This window comes from Photobacterium gaetbulicola (genome assembly GCF_003025515.1).
GTDB lineage: Bacteria > Pseudomonadota > Gammaproteobacteria > Enterobacterales > Vibrionaceae > Photobacterium > Photobacterium gaetbulicola.
This window is the reverse complement of the sequence record NZ_PYME01000002.1, coordinates 229101-253435: the sequence shown is the minus strand read 5'-3', so window position 1 is coordinate 253435 and position 24335 is coordinate 229101. Positions and strand designations below refer to the sequence as shown.

General features: G+C 54.8%; 26 protein-coding genes. All 26 read left to right on the top strand.

Annotated elements, in window-relative coordinates; translation table 11 throughout:
* Positions 1–5: 5 nt before the first annotated feature.
* The 26 genes from fliM to C9J03_RS02530 all read left to right on the top strand — a co-directional run bounded on the left by fliM (position 6) and on the right by C9J03_RS02530 (position 24289).
* On the top strand, positions 6–1058 hold the full coding sequence (fliM, locus tag C9J03_RS02655; protein WP_044623984.1) for a flagellar motor switch protein FliM: 1053 nt from the start codon (positions 6–8) through the stop codon (positions 1056–1058).
* Positions 1059–1084: 26 nt separating this feature from the next.
* The gene (gene fliN, locus C9J03_RS02650; RefSeq protein WP_039467383.1) at positions 1085–1477 is read left to right on the top strand and encodes a flagellar motor switch protein FliN; all 393 of its coding nucleotides are present in this window, start codon (positions 1085–1087) and stop codon (positions 1475–1477) included.
* Between the two features lie 2 nt (positions 1478–1479).
* On the top strand, positions 1480–1815 hold the full coding sequence (gene fliO, locus C9J03_RS02645) for a flagellar biosynthetic protein FliO (RefSeq protein ID WP_044623983.1): 336 nt from the start codon (positions 1480–1482) through the stop codon (positions 1813–1815).
* Positions 1802–2656, top strand: coding sequence for a flagellar type III secretion system pore protein FliP (gene fliP / locus C9J03_RS02640; protein ID WP_044623982.1), 855 nt, complete (start codon positions 1802–1804; stop codon positions 2654–2656). Before fliO ends, fliP begins: the two co-directional genes overlap by 14 nt.
* Positions 2653–2922 carry a flagellar biosynthesis protein FliQ gene (gene fliQ, locus C9J03_RS02635; RefSeq protein ID WP_039467392.1) on the top strand — a complete coding sequence of 90 codons (270 nt, stop codon included), beginning with the start codon at positions 2653–2655 and terminating at the stop codon, positions 2920–2922. The genes fliP and fliQ overlap by 4 nt, the downstream gene beginning before the upstream one ends.
* Complete coding sequence (gene fliR, locus C9J03_RS02630; protein ID WP_039467395.1) at positions 2922–3707, top strand: flagellar biosynthetic protein FliR; 786 nt, start codon at positions 2922–2924, stop codon at positions 3705–3707. Before fliQ ends, fliR begins: the two co-directional genes overlap by 1 nt.
* Positions 3707–4837 (top strand): flagellar biosynthesis protein FlhB, encoded by a 1131-nt coding sequence (gene flhB / locus C9J03_RS02625; protein ID WP_044623981.1) that lies wholly within the window; start codon positions 3707–3709, stop codon positions 4835–4837. Before fliR ends, flhB begins: the two co-directional genes overlap by 1 nt.
* A gap of 325 nt (positions 4838–5162) precedes the next feature.
* Complete coding sequence (gene flhA, locus C9J03_RS02620) at positions 5163–7262, top strand: flagellar biosynthesis protein FlhA (protein ID WP_044623980.1); 2100 nt, start codon at positions 5163–5165, stop codon at positions 7260–7262.
* Positions 7263–7343: 81 nt separating this feature from the next.
* Positions 7344–8981, top strand: a complete 1638-nt coding sequence (gene flhF, locus C9J03_RS02615; protein WP_044623979.1) for a flagellar biosynthesis GTPase FlhF — start codon at positions 7344–7346, stop codon at positions 8979–8981.
* The gene (locus C9J03_RS02610) at positions 8974–9864 is read left to right on the top strand and encodes a MinD/ParA family protein (RefSeq protein WP_044623978.1); all 891 of its coding nucleotides are present in this window, start codon (positions 8974–8976) and stop codon (positions 9862–9864) included. Before flhF ends, C9J03_RS02610 begins: the two co-directional genes overlap by 8 nt.
* A complete protein-coding gene (locus C9J03_RS02605) occupies positions 9857–10579 on the top strand; it encodes an RNA polymerase sigma factor FliA (RefSeq protein ID WP_039467409.1) in 723 nt (240 codons plus the stop codon). The genes C9J03_RS02610 and C9J03_RS02605 overlap by 8 nt, the downstream gene beginning before the upstream one ends.
* Positions 10580–10632: 53 nt before the next feature.
* The gene (cheY, locus tag C9J03_RS02600; protein ID WP_039467413.1) at positions 10633–11004 is read left to right on the top strand and encodes a chemotaxis response regulator CheY; all 372 of its coding nucleotides are present in this window, start codon (positions 10633–10635) and stop codon (positions 11002–11004) included.
* Positions 11005–11038: 34 nt separating this feature from the next.
* The gene (locus C9J03_RS02595) at positions 11039–11758 is read left to right on the top strand and encodes a protein phosphatase CheZ (protein ID WP_039467417.1); all 720 of its coding nucleotides are present in this window, start codon (positions 11039–11041) and stop codon (positions 11756–11758) included.
* Positions 11759–11767: 9 nt separating this feature from the next.
* Positions 11768–14083: a chemotaxis protein CheA gene (locus C9J03_RS02590; protein ID WP_044623977.1), complete on the top strand. Its 2316-nt coding sequence runs from the start codon at positions 11768–11770 to the stop codon at positions 14081–14083.
* Between the two features lie 141 nt (positions 14084–14224).
* Positions 14225–15412 (top strand): protein-glutamate methylesterase/protein-glutamine glutaminase, encoded by a 1188-nt coding sequence (locus C9J03_RS02585; RefSeq protein WP_044623976.1) that lies wholly within the window; start codon positions 14225–14227, stop codon positions 15410–15412.
* Positions 15413–15422: 10 nt separating this feature from the next.
* Positions 15423–16202 carry a ParA family protein gene (locus C9J03_RS02580; protein ID WP_044623975.1) on the top strand — a complete coding sequence of 260 codons (780 nt, stop codon included), beginning with the start codon at positions 15423–15425 and terminating at the stop codon, positions 16200–16202.
* Positions 16192–17313 carry a chemotaxis protein CheW gene (locus C9J03_RS02575; RefSeq protein WP_044623974.1) on the top strand — a complete coding sequence of 374 codons (1122 nt, stop codon included), beginning with the start codon at positions 16192–16194 and terminating at the stop codon, positions 17311–17313. The genes C9J03_RS02580 and C9J03_RS02575 overlap by 11 nt, the downstream gene beginning before the upstream one ends.
* Positions 17314–17377: 64 nt before the next feature.
* Positions 17378–17872, top strand: a complete 495-nt coding sequence (locus C9J03_RS02570) for a chemotaxis protein CheW (protein ID WP_039467430.1) — start codon at positions 17378–17380, stop codon at positions 17870–17872.
* Positions 17872–18300, top strand: coding sequence for a DUF2802 domain-containing protein (locus C9J03_RS02565; protein ID WP_039467433.1), 429 nt, complete (start codon positions 17872–17874; stop codon positions 18298–18300). Before C9J03_RS02570 ends, C9J03_RS02565 begins: the two co-directional genes overlap by 1 nt.
* A gap of 420 nt (positions 18301–18720) precedes the next feature.
* The gene (gene ccmA / locus C9J03_RS02560) at positions 18721–19371 is read left to right on the top strand and encodes a cytochrome c biogenesis heme-transporting ATPase CcmA (RefSeq protein ID WP_039467437.1); all 651 of its coding nucleotides are present in this window, start codon (positions 18721–18723) and stop codon (positions 19369–19371) included.
* 6 nt (positions 19372–19377) lie between these two features.
* Positions 19378–20043: a heme exporter protein CcmB gene (gene ccmB, locus C9J03_RS02555; protein WP_039467441.1), complete on the top strand. Its 666-nt coding sequence runs from the start codon at positions 19378–19380 to the stop codon at positions 20041–20043.
* A gap of 279 nt (positions 20044–20322) precedes the next feature.
* Positions 20323–21054, top strand: coding sequence for a heme ABC transporter permease (locus C9J03_RS02550; RefSeq protein ID WP_039467444.1), 732 nt, complete (start codon positions 20323–20325; stop codon positions 21052–21054).
* 7 nt (positions 21055–21061) lie between these two features.
* Positions 21062–21268, top strand: a complete 207-nt coding sequence (gene ccmD / locus C9J03_RS02545; protein WP_039467447.1) for a heme exporter protein CcmD — start codon at positions 21062–21064, stop codon at positions 21266–21268.
* Positions 21265–21750, top strand: a complete 486-nt coding sequence (gene ccmE / locus C9J03_RS02540; protein WP_039467450.1) for a cytochrome c maturation protein CcmE — start codon at positions 21265–21267, stop codon at positions 21748–21750. Before ccmD ends, ccmE begins: the two co-directional genes overlap by 4 nt.
* On the top strand, positions 21750–23735 hold the full coding sequence (locus C9J03_RS02535; protein WP_039467453.1) for a heme lyase CcmF/NrfE family subunit: 1986 nt from the start codon (positions 21750–21752) through the stop codon (positions 23733–23735). Before ccmE ends, C9J03_RS02535 begins: the two co-directional genes overlap by 1 nt.
* Complete coding sequence (locus C9J03_RS02530) at positions 23735–24289, top strand: DsbE family thiol:disulfide interchange protein (RefSeq protein ID WP_044623973.1); 555 nt, start codon at positions 23735–23737, stop codon at positions 24287–24289. The genes C9J03_RS02535 and C9J03_RS02530 overlap by 1 nt, the downstream gene beginning before the upstream one ends.
* The last annotated feature ends 46 nt before the right edge of the window (positions 24290–24335 follow it).

The following is a 24335-nucleotide window of genomic DNA, read 5'->3' as shown; positions in this document are numbered from 1 at the left end:
TTTATGTGAGTGACTTATTAACCCAGGACGAAATTGACGCGCTATTACACGGCGTCGACGATGTCGATGATGATGATGACGGTGGCCAGAATGAAACTGGCGTGATTACCTTTGATTTTTCATCACAAGACAGGATAGTCCGTGGGCGGATGCCCACACTGGAGCTGATTAACGAGCGCTTTGCCCGCCATATGCGGATCAGCTTGTTTAATATGTTGCGAAAAACCGCTGAGGTCTCCATCAATGGGGTACAGATGCTCAAGTTTGGCGAGTATCAGAATACCCTGTATGTCCCGACCAGCCTGAACATGGTGCGTTTTCGTCCGCTCAAGGGGACGGCATTGATCACCATGGAGGCACGCCTGGTCTTTATTTTGGTGGAGAACTTCTTCGGTGGTGACGGCCGTTTCCACGCCAAGATTGAAGGGCGGGAATTCACCCCGACTGAGCGCCGCATTGTGCAGATGCTGCTCAAGCTGGTGTTTGAAGATTACCGCGAGGCTTGGTCGCCGGTGATGGGCGTCGAGTTCGAATACCTCGACTCGGAAGTGAACCCGACCATGGCCAACATCGTCAGTCCGACCGAGGTGATAGTGGTCAGCTCGTTCCATATCGAGGTTGACGGTGGGGGCGGTGATTTCCACGTGGTCATGCCGTACTCCATGGTCGAGCCAATCCGTGAATTGCTCGATGCCGGTGTTCAGAGTGACAAGATGGATACCGATGTGCGCTGGAGCAAGGCGCTGCGTGACGAAATTATGGATGTGCCGGTGAACCTTCGGGCCAAGCTGCTGGATGTTGACCTGACACTGCGTGACTTGATGGAGCTCCAGCCGGGGGATGTGATCCCGATTGATATGCCGGAGGCGGCAACGGTTTTTGTCGAAGATCTGCCGACATATCGCGCCAAGATGGGTAAGGCCGGGGACAATGTCGCACTCAAGATCACCGATAAATTAAAGCGTCCGGATATGGTGAAAAGCGATCTGGCTTTCCTCGATCGCGACGAATTAGGCTCGGCACTGTTGAACCTCCACAGTGACGATACAGACAATTAAGGACGAGATCCGAATAGGTACAAAACATGTCTAATAATGATCAACAAATCGCCGACGATTGGGCAGCAGCACTTGCTGAGCAGGCCAGTGACGAAGGGGTTCAACCGGCACCGCTGGAAGAGCTGACCGATGAATCTGCGCCGATTGGCGATGATGAGCGCCGCAAGCTCGATACCATCCTCGATATCCCGGTAACCATCTCAATGGAGGTCGGCCGAACCCAGATCAGTATCCGGAACCTGCTTCAGCTTAACCAAGGCTCGGTGGTCGAGCTCGACCGGGTTGCCGGTGAGTCACTGGATGTGATGGTGAACGGTACATTGATCGCCCACGGTGAAGTGGTGGTGGTCAATGATAAGTTTGGTATCCGCCTGACTGATGTGATCAGCCAGACGGAGCGCATTAAGAAGTTACGTTAATCATGGCTCCAGAACTGAATTTAGCCACCACCCTTGCGTCATTGATGCTGGTTGTGGCCGTGATTGTCTTGCTGGCATGGTTGATGAAGAGAATGAAGTTGCCGGGCCTGCAGGGAGGCGATAGTGCCATCCGTATTCTGCGCCAACTGCCGGTCGGCCAGCGCGAGCGTATCGTGCTGCTGCAGGTTGGCCAAGAGCAGATGCTGGTCGGGGTGACGCAGCATAATATTTCATTGCTTGGCAAGCTCGACTCGCCCATTGTCGCCGAGCCAGGCCAGGACGGCGCCGAGTTTGCCAGTCAGCTGGGAAAGCTGTTGAGAAAAAATGACAAGAACTAATTTCATTGCCGCCTTATTGGCGGCTTTTTCGCTTTTGCTGGTTTTTCCGGCTGCGGCTGAAGCGGCGGTCGGTGCAGCCGTTGAGGCTGCTCAGCCGGGCGTGACCCTGAGCGAGATGCAAGGCGAGTCCGGATCGACGCAAATGTCGCTGACCCAAGGGGGCGGCAGCGGTATTCCGGCCTTCTCGGTTACGGTGAACCCTGACGGCAGCGAGGACTATTCGGTTACCCTGCAGATCCTTGCCCTGATGACGGCCTTGGGGTTCTTGCCGGCTATCGTGATCCTGATGACCTCCTTTACCCGGATTGTGGTGGTAATGTCGATATTACGCCAGGCGATGGGTTTGCAGCAGACCCCGTCTAACCAGGTGATCATCGGCATTGCCATGTTCCTGACTTTTTTCGTGATGTCGCCGGTGCTGGATAGAATCAATACCGAGGCGGTTCAGCCCTATATCAACCAGCAGATGAGCGCCGCCCAGGCCCTGGAGGCGGCACAAGATCCGCTGCGCCAGTTCATGCTCAAGCAGACCCGGGTCAAAGATCTCGAAACTTTCGTCGAAATGTCAGGCTCTAACGCAACCGATCCGCAGGACGTCCCCATGACTGTCTTGATCCCGGCTTTCGTCACCTCCGAGCTGAAAACCGCGTTCCAAATCGGCTTCATGTTGTTTTTGCCGTTCCTGATCATTGACTTGGTGGTGGCATCGGTGCTGATGGCGATGGGTATGATGATGCTCTCGCCGATGATTGTCTCGTTGCCGTTCAAGCTGATGTTGTTCGTGCTGGTGGATGGCTGGAACTTGATCCTATCAACCTTGGCGGGGAGTTTTGGTACGTGACGCCGGAGTTTTTTGTCGAAATTTTCCAAGATGCACTCTACATGGTACTGCTGATGGTCTGTGCCATAGTGGTGCCGGGCCTGCTGATCGGCCTGGTGGTGGCCATTTTCCAGGCGGCGACCTCGATTAACGAGCAGACGCTGAGTTTCTTGCCTAGGCTGATTGTCACCTTGCTGGCGCTGATGTTTTTCGGCCACATGATGACCCAGATGCTGATGGACTACTTCCACCAGATGATTGACTACATCCCGCGGCTGTTGCACTGATGCTCAATTATTCTGCCCCGCTGATCTTGGACTGGCTGGCGACCGTTTTCTGGCCGCTGACACGGATTTCGGCCATGCTGATGGTCATGACCTTTTTCGGTGCCCGTTATGTGGCGCCGAAAATCCGGCTGTATGTTTCGCTGCTGTTTACCTTCGCGTTGTTGCCGGTGTTGCCCGTCGCCCCGGTCGACATTCCGCTGCTGTCGCTACAGGGCTTCATCACAACCGGCCAGCAGGTGGTGATTGGGGTGGCGATGGGCACCGTGACCACCTTTGTGACCCAGACCTTTATCCTGCTGGGGCAGATCTTGGGGATGCAGTCGAGCTTGGGTTTTGCCTCCATGGTCGATCCCTCCAACGGGCAAAATACCCCGGTGCTGGGCCAGTTCTATATGTTCTTGGTGGTGATGATTTTCCTGGCCACTGATGGCCATTTGATGATGCTAAAACTGGTGGCCATGAGTTTTCATACCTTGCCGGTAGGCGAGTCGATGCTCGAAGCTGGCGACTATTATCAGCTGGCGCAGTGGTTTGGCCATATGTTCAAGTTTGCCCTGACCATGGCGATTGCCGGGGTGGTGGCCCTGCTGGTGGTCAATATGTCGTTTGGTGTCATGACCCGTGCCGCCCCGCAGCTTAATATCTTTGCCCTGGGCTTTTCCTTTGCGCTGGTACTGGGCTTTGTGATCAGCTGGTTTTTGATTGGTGGGATCTTGCCACACTACGAGGCCATTTGGCAGGTCGGTGTCGAGCAAGTGTGTAGTTTAATTCGGTTGGATTGCTGATGGCTGAGTCTGACGGACAAGAAAGAACCGAAGAGGCCACGCCCCGAAGGCGGGAGCAGGCCCGCGAAAAAGGACAGGTTCCCCGTTCGAGGGAGCTGGCATCGATCGCCGTGCTGGTGGCCGGTGCGGTGGGGCTGATGTGGTTCGGCGAGGCGATAGGCCGTGGCCTTGGCGAGGTCATGACCCGGCTGTTTAGCCTGACCCGTGATGAAATTTTTGACCTATCCCAGCTGTTCAACCTGATTGTGGTGGCGGTCGGCAATGTGCTGTTCCCGCTGTTTACTTTCTTGCTGTTTGTCTATGTGGCCGCATTTGTTGGCGCGACGGGCTTGGGCGGGATCCGCTTCTCGTCGCAGGCGGCGGCCCCGAAGTTGTCCAAGCTCAACCCGATCAATGGCTTCAAGCGAATGGTCGGTAAGCAGAGCCTGGTCGAGCTGATCAAGTCCATCCTCAAGGTTTTGCTGGTGGTCGGGGTTGCCTTTTTCCTGCTCAAGGCCAGCCTGACTGACTTCTACCAGCTCAGCCGCGAAATGTACCCGCAGAATATCACCCATGCACTCGATATTTTGCTCAACTTCATTCTGCTGATCAGCTGCTCATTGCTGGTGGTGGTGGCTATCGATATTCCTTTCCAGATCTGGCAGCACAACGAGCAGCTCAAGATGACCAAGCAGGAAGTGAAGGATGAGTTCAAGGACTCGGAAGGTAAGCCGGAAGTGAAGGGGCGGATCCGGATGCTCCAGCGCGAAATGGCACAGCGGCGGATGATGGCGGATGTCCCGCAGGCCGATGTGGTGATCACCAACCCCGAGCACTTTTCAGTGGCGCTGCGCTATGACTCCAAAATAGACTCGGCGCCGGTGGTCGTGGCCAAGGGAACCGACTTCTTGGCATTGAAAATCCGGGAAATTGCCAACGAGCACGACATTGAAATTGTCCCGGCTCCGCCCCTTGCCAGGGCGCTTTATCATACCACCGAGCTGGAGCAGCAGATCCCTGATGGTCTGTTTGCCGCGGTGGCGCAGGTACTGGCGTACATCTACCAGCTCAAGCAATACCAGAAAGGCCGCGGCCGCAAGCCGACGTTATCCAAGGAAGCCTCGAATCTTCCCAATGAGTTCCATTATTAATCTGTCAGGTTAGAGGCTAGGTATATCTTCCCCCCCTTGTAAAACCCCACCAAAAGCGTCAAAAATATGGCAAAAATAGTGGCGTGATAATTGCTTTTAAGTTGCAGTTGGTCGCTTTTTGTTTGGCGGCGAAAACGGTACAATAACCAATTCCAAACTCAGTGATCTTCTTCGTGGCTGGGCCAGAATTTTATTCAGTTTGGTATTACTTAGATTCTAATAATTTTTCCTCGCAGATCCCTCTCGATACAGTATTGCCGGTACTGGTGACCGGTTTATTGAAGGCATTTTGGTTTGGCGGGAACGGAACCATTACAGATATTGCATGAAGCTATCTTTACCCTTTGCCGATAAGTTAAATCCTGCACGCCTGCAGAGCATGCCCGCGATAGGAGCGCCTGTCCTGGTATTGGCAACCTTGGCAATGGTCATATTGCCGATGCCGCCGTTGCTGCTGGACATGGCATTCTCCTTTAATATTGCGCTGGCACTGGTGGTGCTGCTGGTTACCGTCTATACCCGCCGGCCGCTGGATTTTGCTGCATTCCCGACTGTTCTGCTGATCGCTACCTTGTTGCGCCTGGCACTGAATGTTGCCTCTACCCGGGTTGTCCTGCTGTATGGTCATGAAGGGCCGGATGCGGCCGGCCAGGTGATTGATGCCTTTGGCTCGGTGGTTATCGGCGGCAACTATGCTGTCGGCCTGGTGGTTTTCCTGATCTTGATGATTATCAACTTCATGGTGGTGACCAAAGGTGCCGGACGGATCTCCGAGGTAAGCGCCCGCTTCACCCTTGATGCCCTGCCGGGTAAGCAGATGGCCATCGATGCGGACTTGAATGCCGGTTTGATTGACCAGGAGCAGGCCCGTACCCGCCGTTTTGAAGTGACCAAAGAAGCGGACTTTTACGGTTCGATGGACGGTGCCTCCAAGTTCGTGAAGGGGGATGCCATTGCCGGTATCCTGATCCTCTGTATCAACATTATCGGTGGGCTGGTCATTGGCATGGGCCAGCATGGGCTGGGTTTTGGCGAGGCCATTGAGATCTACAGCTTGCTGACTATCGGTGATGGCCTGGTTGCCCAAATCCCATCACTGTTGCTGTCCATCGGTGCCGCCATGATGGTGACACGTCAAAATACTGACGAAGACATGGGCCAGCAGATGATTTTCCAGATGTTCAACAACCCGCAGGCGTTGATCATCACCGGCGGGATCCTGTTTGTCATGGGGATTGTGCCGGGCATGCCGCATATTCCATTTTTGCTGCTGGCGTTGCTGATTGGCGGGGTGGCCTATTGGCGGATCAAGTCCCAGCGCGCAGCGGCACAAATCAAAGAGCAGGAAGCCTCTACCGATGTGGTGGCGCCGCAATTGCCAAAAGAATTGTCGTGGGACGATGTTAAACCGATTGATGTGATCGGGCTGGAAGTCGGCTACCGCCTCATCCCGATGGTGGACAAAGATCAGGGTGGCGAGCTGCTTGAGCGGGTTAAGGGAGTGAGGAAGAAGCTGTCGCAGGACTTCGGGTTCTTGATCCCCGCCGTCCATATTCGCGATAACCTCGAACTACCGCCGAATACTTACCGCATCAGCCTGATGGGCGTAGCCTGCGGCGAGGCCAATATTCATCCTAACCGCGAGCTGGCGATTAACCCCGGCCAGGTGTTTGGCAATGTCGACGGCGAGCGCACGGTGGATCCGGCTTTCGGTCTCGAGGCGGTATGGGTAAACGAGTCCCAACGCGAGCATGCCCAGGCGCTGGGCTATACCGTGGTTGATTCCGCTACCGTGCTGGCCACCCACCTGAGCCAAATCCTGACCAACCGTGCGGCGCAGTTGATTGGTTACGAAGAAGTGCAGAACCTCCTCGATCTGCTGGGCAAGTCTGCCCCGCGCTTGGTGGAGGGCTTGGTGCCGGATCAGCTCAGCCTGGGGGTGATTGTTAAGGTACTGCAGAACCTGCTCAATGAAGCCATTCCGATCCGTGATATTCGGACGATTGTTCAGACGTTGGCTGAATATTCCACCAAGAGTCAAGATCCTGACATTTTGACGGCGGCCGTCCGGGTTAGCTTGAAACGACTAATTTGCCAGGAAATCAATGGTATAGAGCCTGAATTGCCGGTTATTACCTTGGTGCCAGAGTTGGAGCAGATCTTGCATCAAACCATGCAGTCCTCCGGCGGCGAGTCGACCGGTATTGAACCTGGTTTGGCTGAACGCTTGCAGCGTTCCCTGGTTGATGCCACCCAGCAGCAAGAGCTGAAAGGTGAACCTGCAGTCTTGTTGACCTCAGGCGTATTGAGGTTGACGCTGGCGAAATTTGTCAAGAATACAATTCCTTCATTGCGTGTGCTGTCTTATCAGGAAGTGCCTGACGAGAAGCAGATCCGGATTGTCAATGCGGTTGGGAATTCATAATGAAGTTTATGGCGACGATGCTGATGGAGATGGCCCCAGGGCAGTTATCACCTCACGGCCTGAAATAACGGGAAGGTCACATTGAAAATTAAACGTTTTTTTGCCAAGGATATGCGTGCTGCACTTACCCAAGTCAAGGAAGAGCTGGGTGCCGATGCGGTGATCATGTCGAATAAAAAGGTCACCGGCGGGGTGGAAATTGTGGCGGCCCTCGATAGTGAGGAGCTTCGCGCCCAGCCATCACCGGCTGCCAGCAAGGCACGCGAAGAGCTTGCCGATCGGTTTGATTCTGCCAAGCGACAGTTGGCAGACGACAAAGTCCAACTTCAGTCGTCCTCGAGCCGTTTTGCCAAAGTGCTGCACAATTTTACTGGCCAGTCTGGCGATGCCGATCAACAGAGTGGCCAAGGTAGCGAGGCTGACTCGTTGTCGGCACTGCTGCAACGCCAGTCGAAACACTACGGTGATGACCCGCGCCATGGCCGACGCGAGGAGCCGCAGCCAAGCAACCACTCATACGGCGAGCGAGGCTATGCTGGTGGTGGCAGGGCACAGGAAGCCGCTCGCCAGCCAAACGGCCGGCAGCCAGCGAGGCATCAGCTCGATATTGGCGATTACCGCCGTCCGGCGGTGCCGCAGGCCGAGCCGCTGTATGGTGCCCGCCCAGCCGATAACCGTACGGAGTCATACCGTGCCGAGTCACGCTTTGGTGCGTCGTCGCAGCAGAAAAACCGTTTGGATCCAAGTCGCTATGACCCCAAGGCGCGAAACCATGGTGCCGATGAAATCGATGCGATGCGCAATGAGATGGCCTCGATCCGCCGCTTGCTCGAACATCAGGTCTCGGGATTGATGTGGCAGGAGATGGAGCGCCGCGAGCCGATGCGGGCAATGATGATCAAACGGCTGGAGAAAATGGGCCTGTCGCAGGAGCTGGCCGATCAGCTGGCGTGCTATATCCCAGAAGACGTACCGGCTAACGAAGCGTGGCCGGCATTGCTCGATCTGCTGTCCGATCAAATTATCACCGCCAAAGACAGTATCCTGGAAACCGGCGGGGTAGTCGCCCTGCTGGGACCGACCGGTGTTGGCAAGACAACGACGATCGCCAAGCTGGCGGCACGGGCCGCGATGGAGTTCGGCCCCGACCAAATAGCCATGGTCACGACCGACACTTTCCGTATCGGTGCCCACGAGCAGTTGGCCACTTATGGCCGAATTATGGGTTGTCCGGTTCGAGTGGCTAAAGATGCCGAGGAATTGGCCGATATATTACACCAGTTGCGCCATCGCCGATTGGTCCTGCTCGATACCGCCGGAATGGGACAGCGTGATATCAGGCTGTCTGAGCAACTCGATACCCTGATGCAAAACAGCGGCTCGCAAATTCGCAGTTTCTTGGTGCTGCCATCGACAGCGCAGCGCCGGGTACTGCACGAAACCATCGAGCACTTCCGTCGTATTCCGCTTTCGGGCTGTGTACTGACCAAGCTTGATGAGTCACTGAGCTTGGGCGAGGTGATCAGTGTGTCGATCCAGCACGCACTGCCGATTGCCTACCTTGCCGATGGGCAGCGGGTACCGGAAGACATTAAGGTCGCCACGGGGAACTATCTGGTTGCCCGGGCAAATGAATTACTTGAACAAGAGTTAAGCCAGCAGACCCACTTCTGGAGTAGCGAAAGCTCTGAAAGCCAGGGGGCAGACTTTTATGACTGAGAACGCCATGTACGATCAAGCTAGCGGATTACGCCGTATGACCCAGCTAACCTCAACCAAAGTGATTACTGTGACAGGCGGTAAGGGTGGTGTGGGGAAAACCAACGTGACCCTCAATATGGCGATCTCAATGGCCCGCCAGGGTAAACGGGTGATGGTACTGGATGCCGATCTCGGACTGGCGAATGTCGATGTCATGCTGGGACTGCGGGCTAGGCGCAACCTGTCGCATGTGCTGGCGGGAATGTGCGAGCTCAAGGACATCATTGTCGAAGGCCCTTACGGGGTGAAGATTGTGCCAGCGGCCTCCGGTACGCAAAATATGGCCGAACTGACCACGGCTCAGCACATGGGGCTGATCAGGGCGTTCAGCACCCTCGAGGAAGATATCGACGTCTTGCTGGTCGATACTGCCGCAGGGATCTCCGACATGGTATTGAGCTTCTCCCGCGCCGCCCAAGATGTGGTGGTCGTGGTGTGTGATGAGCCGACGTCGATCACCGATGCCTATGCGCTAATCAAGATCCTCAGCCGGGAGTACGATGTCCAGCGTTTCAAGATTGTTGCCAACATGGTGCGCAGCTACCGCGAGGGGCGCGAACTGTTTATCAAGCTGACCCGGGTTACCGAGCGTTTCCTGGAAGCCAACCTTGAGCTGGTGGCCTGTATCCCGCTTGACGACCGCGTTCGCCAGTCGGTTAAACGCCAGAAGTTGGTGGTGGAGGCTTTCCCTCGCAGCCCGGCCGCGCTGGCGCTGGGGGCGCTGGCCAATAAGGCCGCCATGTGGCCGGTACCGCAGAGCCCGGGTGGCCATTTGGAATTCTTTGTCGAAAGGTTGTTGGTCAACAGCCGTCGTCCGCGGGAGGTGCCGGTCAGTGAATAAGGCCTTAACCTACGGACGCTACCAGCAGAGCCCGCAGGCATTTATCGAACGCTACTCGTCTTTGGTCAAGCGCATCGCTCATCACCTGATGGGGCGCTTGCCGCCGAGCGTCATGCTCGAGGATCTCATTCAGGCCGGGATGATTGGCTTGCTTGAAGCGCAGCAGAATTATGACCCGACCAAAGGGGCGAGTTTCGAAACTTTCGCCGGGATCCGCATCCGCGGGGCAATGCTGGACGATATTCGACGCGGGGACTGGGTGCCTCGCTCTGTATACAAAAACAACCGACGGATTTCCGAGGCCATTTCTGCCCTCGAAGGCACGCTCGGCCGGGATCCGAACGATCAGGAAATTGCGGCATATCTCGAAATGACGCTCGAACAGTACCACCAGGCCTTAAATGATGTTAATTGTGGTCGCTTAGTGGGTATGGATGATCTTGGTGTATCGGAAGACGCGGTTGCAAATGAAGAGTCGGTTGAAGAAAATCTTCCCTTTCAGGGGGTTGTAGATGATAATTTTCGCCAATCCTTGGCCGAAGCGATAAAAACCCTGCCTGAAAGAGAAGCACTAGTTTTGTCCCTGTACTACGACGAGGAACTAAACCTCAAGGAGATAGGGGCGGTTATCGGGGTGAGTGAATCCCGAGTTTGCCAGATTCACAGTCAGGCGATGCAACGTTTGCGGTCCAAGTTGACTGCGTGGACTTCGTAATAATCACACTATAAGACACTGATAATTCAGTGGGGGCAACTTTGAATAAAAACATGAAAATCCTCATTGTTGATGACTTTTCAACAATGCGCCGAATCGTAAAGAATTTGCTGCGTGATCTGGGCTTCAACAATACCCAGGAGGCGGATGATGGATTGACTGCGCTTCCGATGCTTAAAAAGGGCGGTTTTGACTTTGTGGTCACGGACTGGAATATGCCGGGTATGCAGGGTATCGATCTACTCAAGCATATTCGTGCCGATGCCGAACTTAAGCACCTGCCTGTGCTGATGATCACGGCGGAAGCCAAGCGCGAGCAGATCATCGAAGCCGCCCAAGCCGGTGTTAATGGCTATATCGTCAAGCCATTTACTGCAGCCACGCTGAAAGAGAAGCTTGATAAAATCTTCGAGCGTATGCAGTAAAACACTTTTCGGGCATCAAAGGACAATAATAACAATGATTACACTTGAACAGGCAAAGCAGCTTGTCAGTATGCTTGAATCTGGCGATCAGGATGGAGCAAATACACTATTCGCCCGTCTGGTGTCGGATAGTCGTGATCCCGTCTATGACGAAGTGGGCAAACTCACACGTCAACTTCATGACTCGCTGGCCAACTTCCGCCTTGATCCCCGTATCACCGATTTAGCAAAAACGGAAATCCCCGACGCCCGAGATCGGTTGTCTTATGTGATAGACAAAACCGAGTCTGCCGCCAACAAAACCATGGATGCGGTCGACAGCATTCAGCCGGTGGCAGAGCAGCTTGGGGATACCCTACAGCAGGTTTATCCAAGATGGCAGCGTTTGATGGGGGGGGAGATCGCACTTAATGAATTTAAGTCGCTCTGCCACGATATCGACGGGTTGCTCACTCAGGTTGAGAGTGATAGCAATGTATTACGCGCCCAGTTGACGGAAATACTGATGGCCCAGGATTTTCAGGATCTGACCGGCCAGATCATTCGCCGGGTGATTGAACTGGTGCATGAAGTTGAAGATCAACTGGTCGAAATTCTCAAAGCGTTTGGCATGGAACAAGAAGACCGAACAGACGCGCTGCGCGAGGAACGGATCCTTTCTCCGGAAGGGCCTATCGTCAACAGCGAAAGTCGTGAGGATGTCATGTCTACCCAGGATGATGTTGACGACCTGCTGTCGAGCCTAGGATTTTAAGGGAACAATATGAGCTTTGATTTAGACGAAGATATCCTCCAGGACTTTTTGATTGAAGCAGGCGAAATTCTCGAACTGCTTTCGGAGCAGTTGGTTGAGCTGGAGCGCAGTCCGGATGACTCGGATCTGCTCAATGCGATTTTCCGTGGCTTCCATACCGTAAAAGGCGGCGCGGGCTTTCTTTCGCTGACCGAGCTGGTGGATGCGTGCCATGGTGCCGAGAATATCTTTGACTTGCTAAGAACCGGCAAGCGCACCGTCACACCTGAACTGATGGATGTGATTCTGGAAGCGCTGGATACCATCAACGTGATGTTTGGCCAGGTGCAAGATCGAGAACCGGTTGAAGCGGCCGCGCCGGCGTTGCTGGAAGCCCTGCACCGATTCAGTCAGCCGCCGACAGAACACGAGCTGGCGCAGGCCAATGCCCCCCAAGTGCATAGCGCAGAGGTTGCGGCGGTCGCCGATATGGTGAGCGAGCCTGTTTTCACGGAGCCGGTGGTCGAAGCGGCCGAGCAGCCTGTTTCGGACTCAGCGATTGCGGGTGACTCCGTTGACGACATCACCCAGGATGAATTCGATCGTCTACTTGACGAGCTACACGGCAAAGGACGTGGCCCTTCTGCCGCCGACTCTGCCGCGGAGGCGGTATCTGTTTCCCAACCCCCGGTTGCCGGTGCGGACATCGTGGATCAAATCCAGTCCGAAAGCGGCGATATCACCGATGATGAATTCGAGCGCCTGCTCGATGAACTGCACGGTACCGGCAAAGGCCCGGGCAACAGTGACTACGGTTCATCCGCTGCGAGTGCGACCGTCAGCCCGGTGCCTGCCAAGCCAGCACCGGTTTCCTCGACGGCGGCCAACAGTGATGATGGCAACGATGACTTGATGACCGACGATGAGTTCGAGCGCTTGCTCGATGAGCTTCACGGTGTCGGCAAAGGGCCGTCGGATGAAGAGCTCGAAGCTGCCACCAAGTCGGTTGTCGATATGCTGGAAGAGGATAAACCGCAGAGCCAGCCGTCTGTTCCGTCTGCTCCAGTGCAGCCTCAGGCTCACATTCAGCCCCAGCCAGCACCACAACCGGTAGCCGCGGCCAAGCCGGAGGCCGAACGACGCGCCAAGCCTGCGCCTGGCAAAGAAAAGAGCAAGCCGGCTGAAGCCACTGTGCGTGTCGATACCTCGACGCTCGATACCATCATGAATATGGTCGGCGAACTGGTGCTGGTGCGCAACCGTCTGGTTAGCCTTGGCCTCAACACCAACGATGAAGAGATGTCCAAAGCGGTTGCCAACCTCGATGTGGTCACCGCAGATCTGCAGGGTGCGGTGATGAAAACCCGCATGCAGCCAATCAAGAAAGTGTTTGGCCGCTTCCCTCGCGTGGTGCGCGATTTGGCCCGCAGCCTCAACAAAGAGATTGTGCTGGAAATGCGCGGCGAGGAAACCGATCTCGACAAGAACCTGGTCGAGGCGTTGGCCGATCCGTTGGTCCACCTGGTGCGAAACTCGGTAGACCACGGCATTGAAATGCCGAGCGTGCGCGAAAAAGCCGGTAAGCCGAGGATTGGCACCGTGTTGCTGTCGGCCTCCCAAGAGGGTGACCATATCTTGCTGACCATCGAGGACGATGGCGGCGGCATGGATCCGGACAAGCTGCGCGGCATTGCGGTTGAGCGGGGTGTGATGGATGCCGATGCGGCTTCCCGCCTGACCGACAGCGAATGCTATAACCTGATCTTTGCCCCGGGCTTCTCGACCAAGAAAGAGATCTCTGATATCTCCGGTCGCGGTGTGGGCATGGATGTGGTGAAGACCGGGATCAGCCAGCTCAACGGTTCAATTTCCATTGACTCGGCGCTGGGCAAAGGGACCCGGATTGATATCAAGGTTCCGCTGACCTTGGCGATTCTGCCGACCCTGATGGTTGGCGTGGCAGAGCAGCCGTTTGCCCTGCCATTGGCCAGCGTGAATGAGATTTTCCACCTTGACTTGCGCAAGACCAATACGGTCGATGGTCAGCTGACGATTATCGTGCGCGACAAAGCGATCCCGCTGTTCTACCTGCAAGACTGGCTGTCGGGTGTCGGTGTGCCGAAACGCGAGCGTGACCATGGCCATGTGGTGATTGTCCAGATTGGCCATCAGCGAATTGGCTTTGTGGTCGATACCCTGATTGGCCAGGAAGAAGTGGTGATCAAGCCGCTGGATGAATTGCTGCAGGGCACGCCGGGTATGGCGGGAGCGACCATTACCAGTGACGGCCATATTGCGTTGATCCTCGATGTGCCGAACCTGCTCAAGCACTATGCGGGCCGCTAACTAACAATAACAAGGCCAAAATGGCTTCCCTGACAACGGGAAGCCATTGTCGTTACTCCGCGTAACGCACAACGTCGTACACATAACTCATAGAAAGCCTGTCCACAGGCGCAAGGTTTGTCATCAACAGGATAAATTGACATGGCAGTAAAAGTATTGGTGGTGGATGATTCAAGCTTTTTCCGCCGGCGCGTAAGTGAAATCCTCAATGCTGATCCTAGGTTGGAAGTGGTTGGCAATGCCGTTAACGGCAAGGAAGCGGTCGAGATGGCCTCCCGTTTACATCCTGATGTGATCACCATGGACATCGAAATGCCTGTGATGGACGGTATTACTGCGGTGCGTGAAATCATGCAGGCCAACCCAACCCCGATTTTGATGTTCTCTTCCCTGACCCACGAGGGGGCGAAAGCGACCCTTGATGCGCTCGATGCCGGCGCGTTGGACTTCTTGCCGAAAAAGTTCGAAGACATCGCCCGCAATCGGGATGAAGCCGTTAGCCTGCTGCAAAAGCGGGTGACTGAGCTTGCCCGTAAGCGGGTGTTTATGCGCCGTCCGGCACGCACGGCAGCGACGATGCGTGACGCTGCTAGCGAAGCCGCGCGCCCGATGGCCGCACGCAGTGCGTTGGGGAATCAGAGCCTGGCATCGCCGTCGGGTTTGAAGGCGGCCAGCCAGCCATCGGCCCTGCGCCAGCCTGCCGCTCGCCCGGCAGCTACCAAGCCTGCCGCCCGTTTTAAACCATCCGGCAAAAAATACCAGTTGATGGCGATCGGTACCTCGACCGGAGGCCCGGTGGCACTGCAAAAGATCCTGACCGCGCTGCCGGCGAATTTTCCGCTGCCAATCGTGCTGATCCAGCATATGCCTGCAACCTTTACTGCCGCGTTTGCCGCCCGCCTTGATAACCTTTGCAAGATTGGCGTCAAGGAGGCCCAGGACGGCGATATGCTAAGGCCCGGGATGGCTTATCTGGCACCGGGCGGGATGCAGATGATGCTTGATGGCCGTCCGGGATCGGCCCGCCTTCGGATCATCGACGGGGGAGACCGGATGAATTACAAACCCTGTGTTGATGTGACCTTTGGCTCTGCCGCCAAGGTGTTCCATGACAAGGTGCTGTCGATGGTGCTGACCGGCATGGGGGCCGATGGCCGAGAAGGCGCGCGAATGCTGAAGAACAGCGGTGCGACTATTTGGGCGCAGGATGAAGACAGCTGTGTGGTCTACGGGATGCCCCAGGCCGTGGCCAAGGCGGGGATCTCATCAGAAGATCTGCCGCTGGAGCGAATTGCCGAGCGTATTTCGGTAGAACTCGGGCTGGTATAGGGAGTTAGCCTTGATAGTCTGGAGTATTGCTAACCAGAAGGGTGGCGTCGGTAAGACCACCACAACCGTCTCGCTGGCGGGGTTACTGAGCGAGCGCAACAAGCGGGTACTGCTGGTCGATACCGATCCGCATGCGTCTTTGACCACCTATTTGAACTTTGATGCCGATGGTGTATCGGCGAGCTTGTTCGATCTGTTCCAGTTAACCGAGATCAACCGCGATACCGTTAGGCCGGTGATCTTGCGCACCCAGTTTACCAACATCGATATTATTCCCGCCCACATGTCGTTGGCGACGCTCGACAGGGTCATGGGCAACCGGGGTGGGATGGGGTTGATCCTCAAAAAAGCCCTGAACTGCTTGGCGGACGACTATGACTACGTGCTGATCGACTGCCCGCCTATTCTCGGGGTGATGATGGTCAACGCGCTGGCGGCCAGTGACCGTATCCTGATCCCGGTGCAGACTGAGTTCCTGGCGATGAAGGGCCTCGAGCGGATGATGCGCACCTTGCAGATCATGCAGAAATCCCGTCGCTCGCCGTTCAAGGTGACGATAGTGCCGACCATGTATGACAAGCGGACCCGCGCCTCGCTGCAGACCTTGCAGGAGCTGAAGCTGCGCTTCCCGGATAAAGTCTGGGCCTCGGCGGTACCGATTGACACCAAGTTTCGGGATGCGAGTATCAAGCATATGCCGCCTTCACTCTACTCACGCAGCAGTCGTGGGGTGTTTGCATATAAAACATTATTGAATTATTTGGGGCGTCTGCAACAGGATGAGCGATAACACCCGTTTATCCAGCACTCAGGCGCTGGAAGACTACTTTGATGACTTACTGCTGGAGCCGGAACTCGAGCTGGAGACAGCGTCGGAGCCTGAGGTTGAGCAGAGCCATATTACCGCTCCCGAAGGGGAAGAGCCGGCGCAGCCTGCTGCCGATAGCACAACTATTTCGGGTTCAAGCAGCCTTGAGGAAAATGACGAGGACTCTCCCAGGCGAGATTTCACGCTATCTCAAGATGCTGGGTTGCTGACATCACAGGCAGCCAAGGCAACGGAATTGGCAAAAACGGCCGGAAAGTCCCTGCCGGCAGCCAAGCCGTTTGATTTTGCCAGCCTGGACGGCGAGGGGGCCGAAGGTGGCCGTGGTATGCCATCGCCAGTGCTCGATAATGTCCAGCGTTTGCTCAATCAGGTTAGCCAGGTCAAGCCGCAGGCAGCGAGTGAGGCTGAAGCGGGGGCGATTGATGCCGAGTTGGCGGATGAATGGCAGCAGGTGATGGCCCACGAACAGGCAAACGAGCTGCCGACGGCTCCCTCTCAACCTCTGCAATCAGAGGCCGTATCGACAGAGCCGCAGCCTGAAGTCGCCCATGAGCCCAAAACCCAGGCTTCGGAGGATTTGCCGCCCGATAATTGGTCGCAGCAGGCTCACCAAGGTGATGAGTTCCAGGCTTTGTTTTTCGAGGTCAATGGGGTGACCTTCGCCGTGCCGCTTACCGAACTGGGTGGGATCCACCAACTGGGTGACGTGAGCCGCCTGATGGGGCGCCCGCCGTGGTATCTCGGTTTGATGAGCAGCCGCGAGCACCAGTTTGATGTGGTTGACACCGCGTGCTGGGCGATGCCCGACAAACTCGATGGCGATGAGTACCGCGAGCAATATAAGTACGTCGTGGTGCTGGGCGAAAGCCGCTGGGGGCTGGCATGCAGCTCCTTGTTGGGCACCGAAACCTTATCCGAACACAGTGTCCGCTGGCGCGAGAAAGCAGGTAAGCGCCCTTGGCTGGCAGGCATGGTAAAAGAAAAAATGTGTGCGCTAATTCATGTTAGTGAGCTAATTTCCATGCTCAAAGCGGGATTAGATGTTAATACCAAACTTAGGCAATCAAGTTAGGCTCCTGTATTATCGCAGGCGCTGATGCGTTGAATGCAGCAAAATAGATCAAAGAGGAAACAGCATGTCACAGGTGAGTGTCGCTGAAATACAAAAAGAAGACAGTAATGATCAGGTCCTGCAGTGGGTGACCTTCCAGCTGGAAGACGAAACCTACGGTATTAACGTCATGCAGGTGCGCGAAGTGTTGCGCTATTCAGAAATCGCTCCGGTACCGGGCGCGCCTGACTACGTTCTGGGGATCATCAACCTGCGTGGTAACGTGGTGACCGTTATCGATACCCGCTCCCGTTTCGGCTTGATGCCGGGCGAGATTTCAGACAATACCCGCATTGTGATCATTGAGGCAGAAAAGCAGGTGATCGGTATTTTGGTTGATAGCGTGGCGGAAGTGGTATACCTGCGCAGCTCCGAAATCGACAGCACGCCAAGTGTCGGTACGGAAGAGAGCGCGAAGTTCATTCAGGGCGTGAGCAACCGTGATGGTCAGTTGTTGATCTTGGTGGATCTCAATAAGCTATTATCAGATGAAGAATGGGACGAGATGGCGTACCTGTAATGCGAGAGATGTTGTTGCAATGGTTACCGCTGGCCTTGTCGCTGTTGGCGATTGTGGTCGCTTGGTTGATGGTAAGGCGTGAGCGTATTGCCCGCCAGGCCCTTGAAACCAAATTTGCAGCGACAGAGCTGGTGTTGAAAAATGCCCGCCAGCAGCAGGAAAGTTTGGTTAAGCAATTCAACGAACTGCGTGCTGGTACCATGGGGATGAGCCAGAAGTTGGGTGATATGGCTCGTCACCTAGAAGAGCTGGCCGACCGCCAGGGCGAGCTGGCGATGCAAGATCCCGATAGTCGCCTGTACAGCCGTGCCAGCAAAATGGTTGAACTCGGTGCGGATGTTAATGAACTGATGCGTGAGTGCGACTTGCCAAAAGCCGAAGCCGAGTTGCTACTTCGGTTGCAGCAGATGCACCATTCCCGTCGGTAACTGTGGATCGACCATGACGAAGAAACCCTCCGATTACGGAGGGTTTTTTGTTTTTAATTGATAGGAGAAACGAGGTCCTGCATTTCCACCTTTTCCTTCGCTTTTTAAGGGCTTGTTTCTGCTTCTAACTTGTAAGCATTTTTTTCACCTTTAATATTTTCCCGCCGGAAGAGGGATTTTGCGGGTGGTGTCTGGCTGAACAAGTTGCGATGAAAATGTGCGCGTAATTGACGGTTTTGCTATTTTTTATATTTCTTGTGGCACTTTTTTATTGTTTGCTTGTCGCACAGTGACAATGTGTAAAAGCATATTACGGGCTTAGCATTGAAGTCACAATTACGGTCGCTAGTCTCTAACAACCCGGGCGGGGGCTGTGGTACTATGCGGATCTATTTGTGACACCTAGGATGCATCATTTTTATGTTGTCTGTTGAAGAGTTAAGTTGTACCCGGGACGAACGGGTATTGTTTGAGGATCTGTATTTCACAGTCTCGTCGGGTGAACTCGTCCAGATTGAAGGGCACAACGGCGCAGGGAAAACGACCTTGTTACGGATCCTTGCTGGGCTTGGCCGCGCAGATAACGGGCGGGTTTGCTGGCTGGATGAAGATATTGAATCAGCCCGCGAAGACTACCACCAAGAATTATTGTTTCTGGGGCACCAGACCGGGGTCAAGCGTGAGCTGACGGCCTTTGAGAACCTGGCCTTTTTCCAGTCGATGCACCAATGCAACGAACGCTCTGAATTAGCGGGCACGCCTCAGGTGTCTGGCGACGATAGCTTGTGGCAGGCTTTGGCCCAGGTTGGCCTGGCTGGGCGGGAAGATGTACCCGCCGGTCAGTTGTCTGCCGGTCAGCAGCGCCGTGTGGCCTTGGCCCGGTTGTGGCTGAGCAACCACAAGCTGTGGATCTTGGATGAGCCACTGACGGCGATTGATAAACAAGGTGTGAAGGTACTGGAGCGTTTGTTCCTTGCCCATGCCAAGCGCGGTGGGATTGTGGTATTGACGACCCACCAGGACATGTTCACAGACAGCGACAAGCTAAGAAAAATAAAGTTGGGGCGGTAACAGACGATGAGTGCGATTTTCCAAGTGATCCGCCGCGAACTCTTGATTGCTTTTCGCCGTCAGGCCGAAGTGTTCAACCCGCTGTGGTTCTTTATCATTGTTATTACCCTTTTTCCGCTGGGGGTTGGCCCCGAGCCGAATTTGCTGGCGCGAATTGCGCCGGGTATCGTCTGGGTGGCGGCACTGTTGGCGGCGCTGCTTTCGATGGAGCGGCTGTTTCGGGATGACTTTGTCGATGGCTCGTTGGAGCAAATGCTATTAATGCCGACACCACTGCCAGTGCTGGCCTTTGCCAAGATGATTGCCCATTGGTTATTGACCGGTTTGCCGTTGTTGCTGATCAGCCCGCTGCTGGCAATTTTGCTGTCGCTGGAGTGGGAAACATGGAAGGCGGTGGTGCTTACCCTGCTTATCGGGACACCGACGTTAAGCTTTCTAGGGGCGATTGGGGTTGCCCTGACGGTCGGACTGCGCAAGGGTGGCGTTTTATTGAGCCTGCTCATTTTGCCGCTCTACATTCCTGTGCTTATATTTGCGACCTCGGCGATAGATGCGGCCGGCTTGGGGATGCCTTATAACGGGCAGTTGGCACTGATGGGGGCGATGTTGGTGGCATCGGCGACACTTTCTCCATTTGCTGTCGCAGCTTCACTACGAATTAGTGTGCAATAACTGATTACAATTAACTAGTGTTTGTACTTTCTCATGAGAATCGATCTCATGAGACAATTTTGAGCAAGAACAAGGAAGCAGACGATATCTGGCGCAATACCTCTTCGGGGGTATTTATGTCGGGATGACATTTTGGATGATGAGGGGGGTTCTGACCTTATCCAAGGTGCATAGTCGTCAAGATAAAAAAACAGTCTTTTTGATGATGCTAGACAGAGTGTTTGAGCTATACGCTGTTTGGCAACGTAATTATTCTTATTAGATGAGTTGAGCAAAATTATGTGGAAGTGGTTACACCCATACGCGAAAGCTGAGAACTGTTACCGTCTGTGCGGTACGCTATTGCCTTGGTTTTCCGTCATTGCTTTGTTATCCATCCTGATCGGTACGGTCTGGGGGTTGATGTTTGCCCCATCCGATTACCAGCAGGGCGATAGTTTCCGAATCATTTACCTGCATGTGCCGGCGGCGATATGGTCGATGGGCGCGTACATGTCGATGGCCATTGCCGCCTTTATCGGCTTGGTGTGGCAAATTCGCCTATCCAACATGGCAGCATTGGCAATGGCACCCATTGGCGCCGTATTCACCGTGATCGCTCTGCTGACCGGTGCTATCTGGGGTAAACCGATGTGGGGTGCCTGGTGGGTATGGGATGCACGCCTGACCTCCGAGTTGATTCTGCTATTCCTCTACCTGGGCGTGATTGCCTTGTACAATGCCTTTGACGATCAGAAAACGGCGGGCAAAGCGGCCGGTATTCTGGCGATTGTTGGCGTGATCAACCTACCTATCATCCACTTCTCGGTAGAGTGGTGGAACACGTTGCACCAGGGTGCGACGATCACTAAATTTGCAAAACCGTCTATCGCAACATCCATGTTGTGGCCTCTGCTACTTAACCTTCTTGGTTTTGCTTGTTTCTTTGGTGCGCTGACCATGATCCGTTTGCGCAATGAAATTGTTGCCCGTGAAAGTCACCGCCCTTGGGTGCGTGCCCTGATGAAGTGAGGCCATTATGCATTTTGACTCTTTTAGTGACTTTTTGGCGATGGGAGGCTATGCCTCGTATGTCTGGAGTGCCTACGGTATTTCTTTTGCGGCCTTGCTGTGGTTGATTGTTTCGAGCTTGAGCACCAAGCGTCGCCTGGCAGCAGAGATCAAGAACAAGATTGCGCGTGAAAAGCGTATTAAAGAAGCTGAAAAACTGGAGAACACATTATGAACCCGAGACGTAAAAAGCGCCTGACGTTGGTATTGGCGTTGGTGGTTGGCCTCGGTGCAACTGTCGGATTGCTGCTGTATGCATTGAACCAGAATATGGATCTTTTCTATACCCCTACTGAGCTTGTCCACGGCAAGAAAGATGGTTCTAAACCAGAAATCGGACAGCGCTTGCGGATTGGCGGTATGGTTGTGGAAGGCTCCGTAGTTCGTGATCCCCAGTCTTTGCAAGTAACCTTTGATGTGGCTGATGTTGGCCCGGCAGTAACGATTAAATACGATGGTATCTTGCCGGATCTATTCCGCGAAGGGCAGGGTATCGTGGCTCAGGGTGAATTGGTAAATGCGACGACTATCCATGCTCATGAAGTATTGGCGAAGCACGATGAAGAGTATTTGCCACCTGAAGTAGCAGAGGCAATGGAGCGTACCCACGCCCCGCTTCAGTATACCGAAGAACAACTACAGGGTAGTGCTCAATAATGATTGCAGAAATAGGCAACTTTAGCCTGATTGTTGCACTAGGATTATCCATCCTGGTCAGCATCTATCCTCTCTACGGTGCATCCGTAGGGAATCAGGCACTAATGCGAATGGCCCGTCCGCTGACGTACGGTATTTTCGGCATGACTTTAGTGTCGTTTATCATCCTTAGCTGGGCTTTTTACAGCAATGATTTTACGGTAGCGTATGTTGCCAGTAACTCTAACACCTTGCTGCCTTGGTACTACCGTTTGTCGGCAGTATGGGGCGGCCACGAAGGCTCGTTGCTGCTTTGGGCGCTGATCCAGGCCGGTTGGGCCGTTGCTGTTGCGGTGTTTAGCCGTGGCATGCCGCTGGAATCACTGGCGCGGGTATTGTCCGTCATGGGGATGATTGCAATCGGCTTCTTGCTGTTTATCATCGCGACCTCCAACCCGTTCTTGCGTACCCTGCCGTTCTTCCCGGTTGATGGCCGTGACCTCAACCCGCTGCTGCAAGACCCGGGGCTGATCATTCACCCGCCGCTGCTCTACATGGGGTATGTGGGCTTCTCGGTCGCTTTTGCCTTTGCGATTGCCTCGCTAATGACAGGCCGTTTGGATACCGCATGGGCGCGCTGGTCTCGTCCTTGGACAATTGCGGCATGGGCATTCCTGACATTGGGTATCGCATTGGGCTCTTGGTGGGCTTACTACGAGCTTGGCTGGGGTGGCTGGTGGTTCTGGGATCCAGTAGAAAACGCCTCCTTTATGCCATGGCTAGCCGGTACCGCACTGATGCACTCGCTCGCAGTGACCGAAAAGCGCGGCACGTTCAAGGCATGGACGGTACTGCTGGCGATCTCGGCGTTCTCATTGAGCCTGCTGGGTACCTTCCTGGTCCGCTCTGGCGTCTTGGTATCCGTACACGCCTTTGCCTCTGATCCGGCGCGAGGCATGTTTATCCTCGGCTTCCTGGTGGTGGTTATTGGCGGCTCGTTGCTGCTGTACGCATTGCGCGGCGCACAAATCCGCTCCCGTGGTAACTACGCCCTGTTCTCGCGCGAGAACCTGCTACTGGCGAACAACCTGCTATTGGTTGCCGCGCTGCTGGTTGTACTGATTGGTACCTTGCTGCCATTGGTTCACAAGCAAATCGGTTTGGGCTCGGTGTCAATTGGTGTGCCGTTCTTCAACACCCTGTTCACCTGGCTGATGATCCCGTTTGCCTTCATTCTGGGTATCGGCCCGCTGGTCCGCTGGAAGCGCGACAAGGTCTCGAATATCAGCAAGCAGATGATCATCTCTGCTCTGGTTACTGTCCCGTTTGCTTTCCTGTCGGTGTGGCTGTTCACCGAAGTGCTTGAGCCGTTGGCGGTACTTGGTATGTCGATGGCCGTGTGGATCATCGTGATGCACGGCTTTGAGCTGTATGAGCGCGCGACACACCGCCACACCCTGTGGAAAGGTCTTGGAAAGCTGGGCCGCAGCCACTGGGCGATGGTACTGGGCCATATCGGTCTTGCTGTATCGGTTATCGGTATTACCTTGGTATCGAACTACGATATCGAGCGTGACGTGCGCATGGCGCCGGGCGAGACGGTGCAGGTTCAAGGCTACGATTTCCACTTTGCCGGTCTGCGTGATGCCGACGGTCCTAACTACGACGGTTATATCGCGGACTTCAACATTACCCGTAACGGTAAACGTGTAACCACTCTGCATGCCGAGAAGCGTTTCTACTCGGTAGCGGGCTCGATGATGACCGAAGCGGCTATCGACAGCGGCGTAACCCGTGACCTGTATGTGGCGATGGGTGAGAAGCTGACCGACGGTGCTTGGGCGGTACGTATCTACTTCAAGCCGTTTGTGAACTGGATTTGGTTCGGCTCGGCCTTGATGGCTCTGGGTGGTGCATTTGCTATCAGTGACAAGCGCTACCGTTTCCGTCGCAAGGAAGAGAAAGGTGAGTCTGTGGTTGCGAAGCAGGAGGCGAAGGCAAACTGATGAACAAGAAGTTACTTTTTATTCCACTGGTGCTGTTTATGGGGCTGGTCGTGATGTTCATGATCCAGCTCAGCCGTAACGCTGACGGCGATGATCCAACCAAATTGGAATCGGTGCTGGTGGGCAAGCCGGTCCCGCAATTCAAGCTCGAAGATTTGGTGGAAGCCGGCAAGCTGTACGAACAGGACATCTTCATGGGTGAGCCGCTGCTGCTTAACGTGTGGGCGACCTGGTGTCCGACCTGTTATGCCGAGCACACTTACCTGAACCAGCTGGCCAGCGAAGGCGTCAAGATCATCGGCCTTAACTACAAGGACGAGCGCCTGAAAGCGGTACGCTGGCTCAACGAGTTGGGTAACCCTTACCTGCACAGCCTGTTTGACGGTAACGGAATGCTGGGGATGGATCTGGGCGTCTACGGCGCGCCGGAAACCTTCCTGATTGATGCTAACGGTATTATTCGCTATCGCCATGTCGGTGATGTCAACGACCGTAACTGGAACGAGACATTGAAACCGATGTACGAAGCGCTGATTGAGGAGGCGCAGGGATAATGATGATTTCTCGTCGAATGACCCGCTTGTTCACCGGTCCGCTTTT

Coding starts and splice junctions, on each gene's coding strand:
- fliR (WP_039467395.1), top strand. CDS start 2,922: ATGCTCAATTATTCTGCCCCGCTGATCTTGGACTGGCTGGCGACCGTT.
- C9J03_RS02530 (WP_044623973.1), top strand. CDS start 23,735: ATGAACAAGAAGTTACTTTTTATTCCACTGGTGCTGTTTATGGGGCTG.
- C9J03_RS02595 (WP_039467417.1), top strand. CDS start 11,039: ATGATTACACTTGAACAGGCAAAGCAGCTTGTCAGTATGCTTGAATCT.
- ccmE (WP_039467450.1), top strand. CDS start 21,265: ATGAACCCGAGACGTAAAAAGCGCCTGACGTTGGTATTGGCGTTGGTG.
- C9J03_RS02610 (WP_044623978.1), top strand. CDS start 8,974: ATGACTGAGAACGCCATGTACGATCAAGCTAGCGGATTACGCCGTATG.
- C9J03_RS02585 (WP_044623976.1), top strand. CDS start 14,225: ATGGCAGTAAAAGTATTGGTGGTGGATGATTCAAGCTTTTTCCGCCGG.
- cheY (WP_039467413.1), top strand. CDS start 10,633: ATGAAAATCCTCATTGTTGATGACTTTTCAACAATGCGCCGAATCGTA.
- fliO (WP_044623983.1), top strand. CDS start 1,480: ATGGCTCCAGAACTGAATTTAGCCACCACCCTTGCGTCATTGATGCTG.
- ccmD (WP_039467447.1), top strand. CDS start 21,062: ATGCATTTTGACTCTTTTAGTGACTTTTTGGCGATGGGAGGCTATGCC.
- C9J03_RS02535 (WP_039467453.1), top strand. CDS start 21,750: ATGATTGCAGAAATAGGCAACTTTAGCCTGATTGTTGCACTAGGATTA.
- C9J03_RS02590 (WP_044623977.1), top strand. CDS start 11,768: ATGAGCTTTGATTTAGACGAAGATATCCTCCAGGACTTTTTGATTGAA.
- ccmB (WP_039467441.1), top strand. CDS start 19,378: ATGAGTGCGATTTTCCAAGTGATCCGCCGCGAACTCTTGATTGCTTTT.
- flhA (WP_044623980.1), top strand. CDS start 5,163: ATGAAGCTATCTTTACCCTTTGCCGATAAGTTAAATCCTGCACGCCTG.
- C9J03_RS02565 (WP_039467433.1), top strand. CDS start 17,872: ATGCGAGAGATGTTGTTGCAATGGTTACCGCTGGCCTTGTCGCTGTTG.
- flhB (WP_044623981.1), top strand. CDS start 3,707: ATGGCTGAGTCTGACGGACAAGAAAGAACCGAAGAGGCCACGCCCCGA.
- ccmA (WP_039467437.1), top strand. CDS start 18,721: ATGTTGTCTGTTGAAGAGTTAAGTTGTACCCGGGACGAACGGGTATTG.
- C9J03_RS02575 (WP_044623974.1), top strand. CDS start 16,192: ATGAGCGATAACACCCGTTTATCCAGCACTCAGGCGCTGGAAGACTAC.
- C9J03_RS02570 (WP_039467430.1), top strand. CDS start 17,378: ATGTCACAGGTGAGTGTCGCTGAAATACAAAAAGAAGACAGTAATGAT.
- C9J03_RS02550 (WP_039467444.1), top strand. CDS start 20,323: ATGTGGAAGTGGTTACACCCATACGCGAAAGCTGAGAACTGTTACCGT.
- fliN (WP_039467383.1), top strand. CDS start 1,085: ATGTCTAATAATGATCAACAAATCGCCGACGATTGGGCAGCAGCACTT.
- fliP (WP_044623982.1), top strand. CDS start 1,802: ATGACAAGAACTAATTTCATTGCCGCCTTATTGGCGGCTTTTTCGCTT.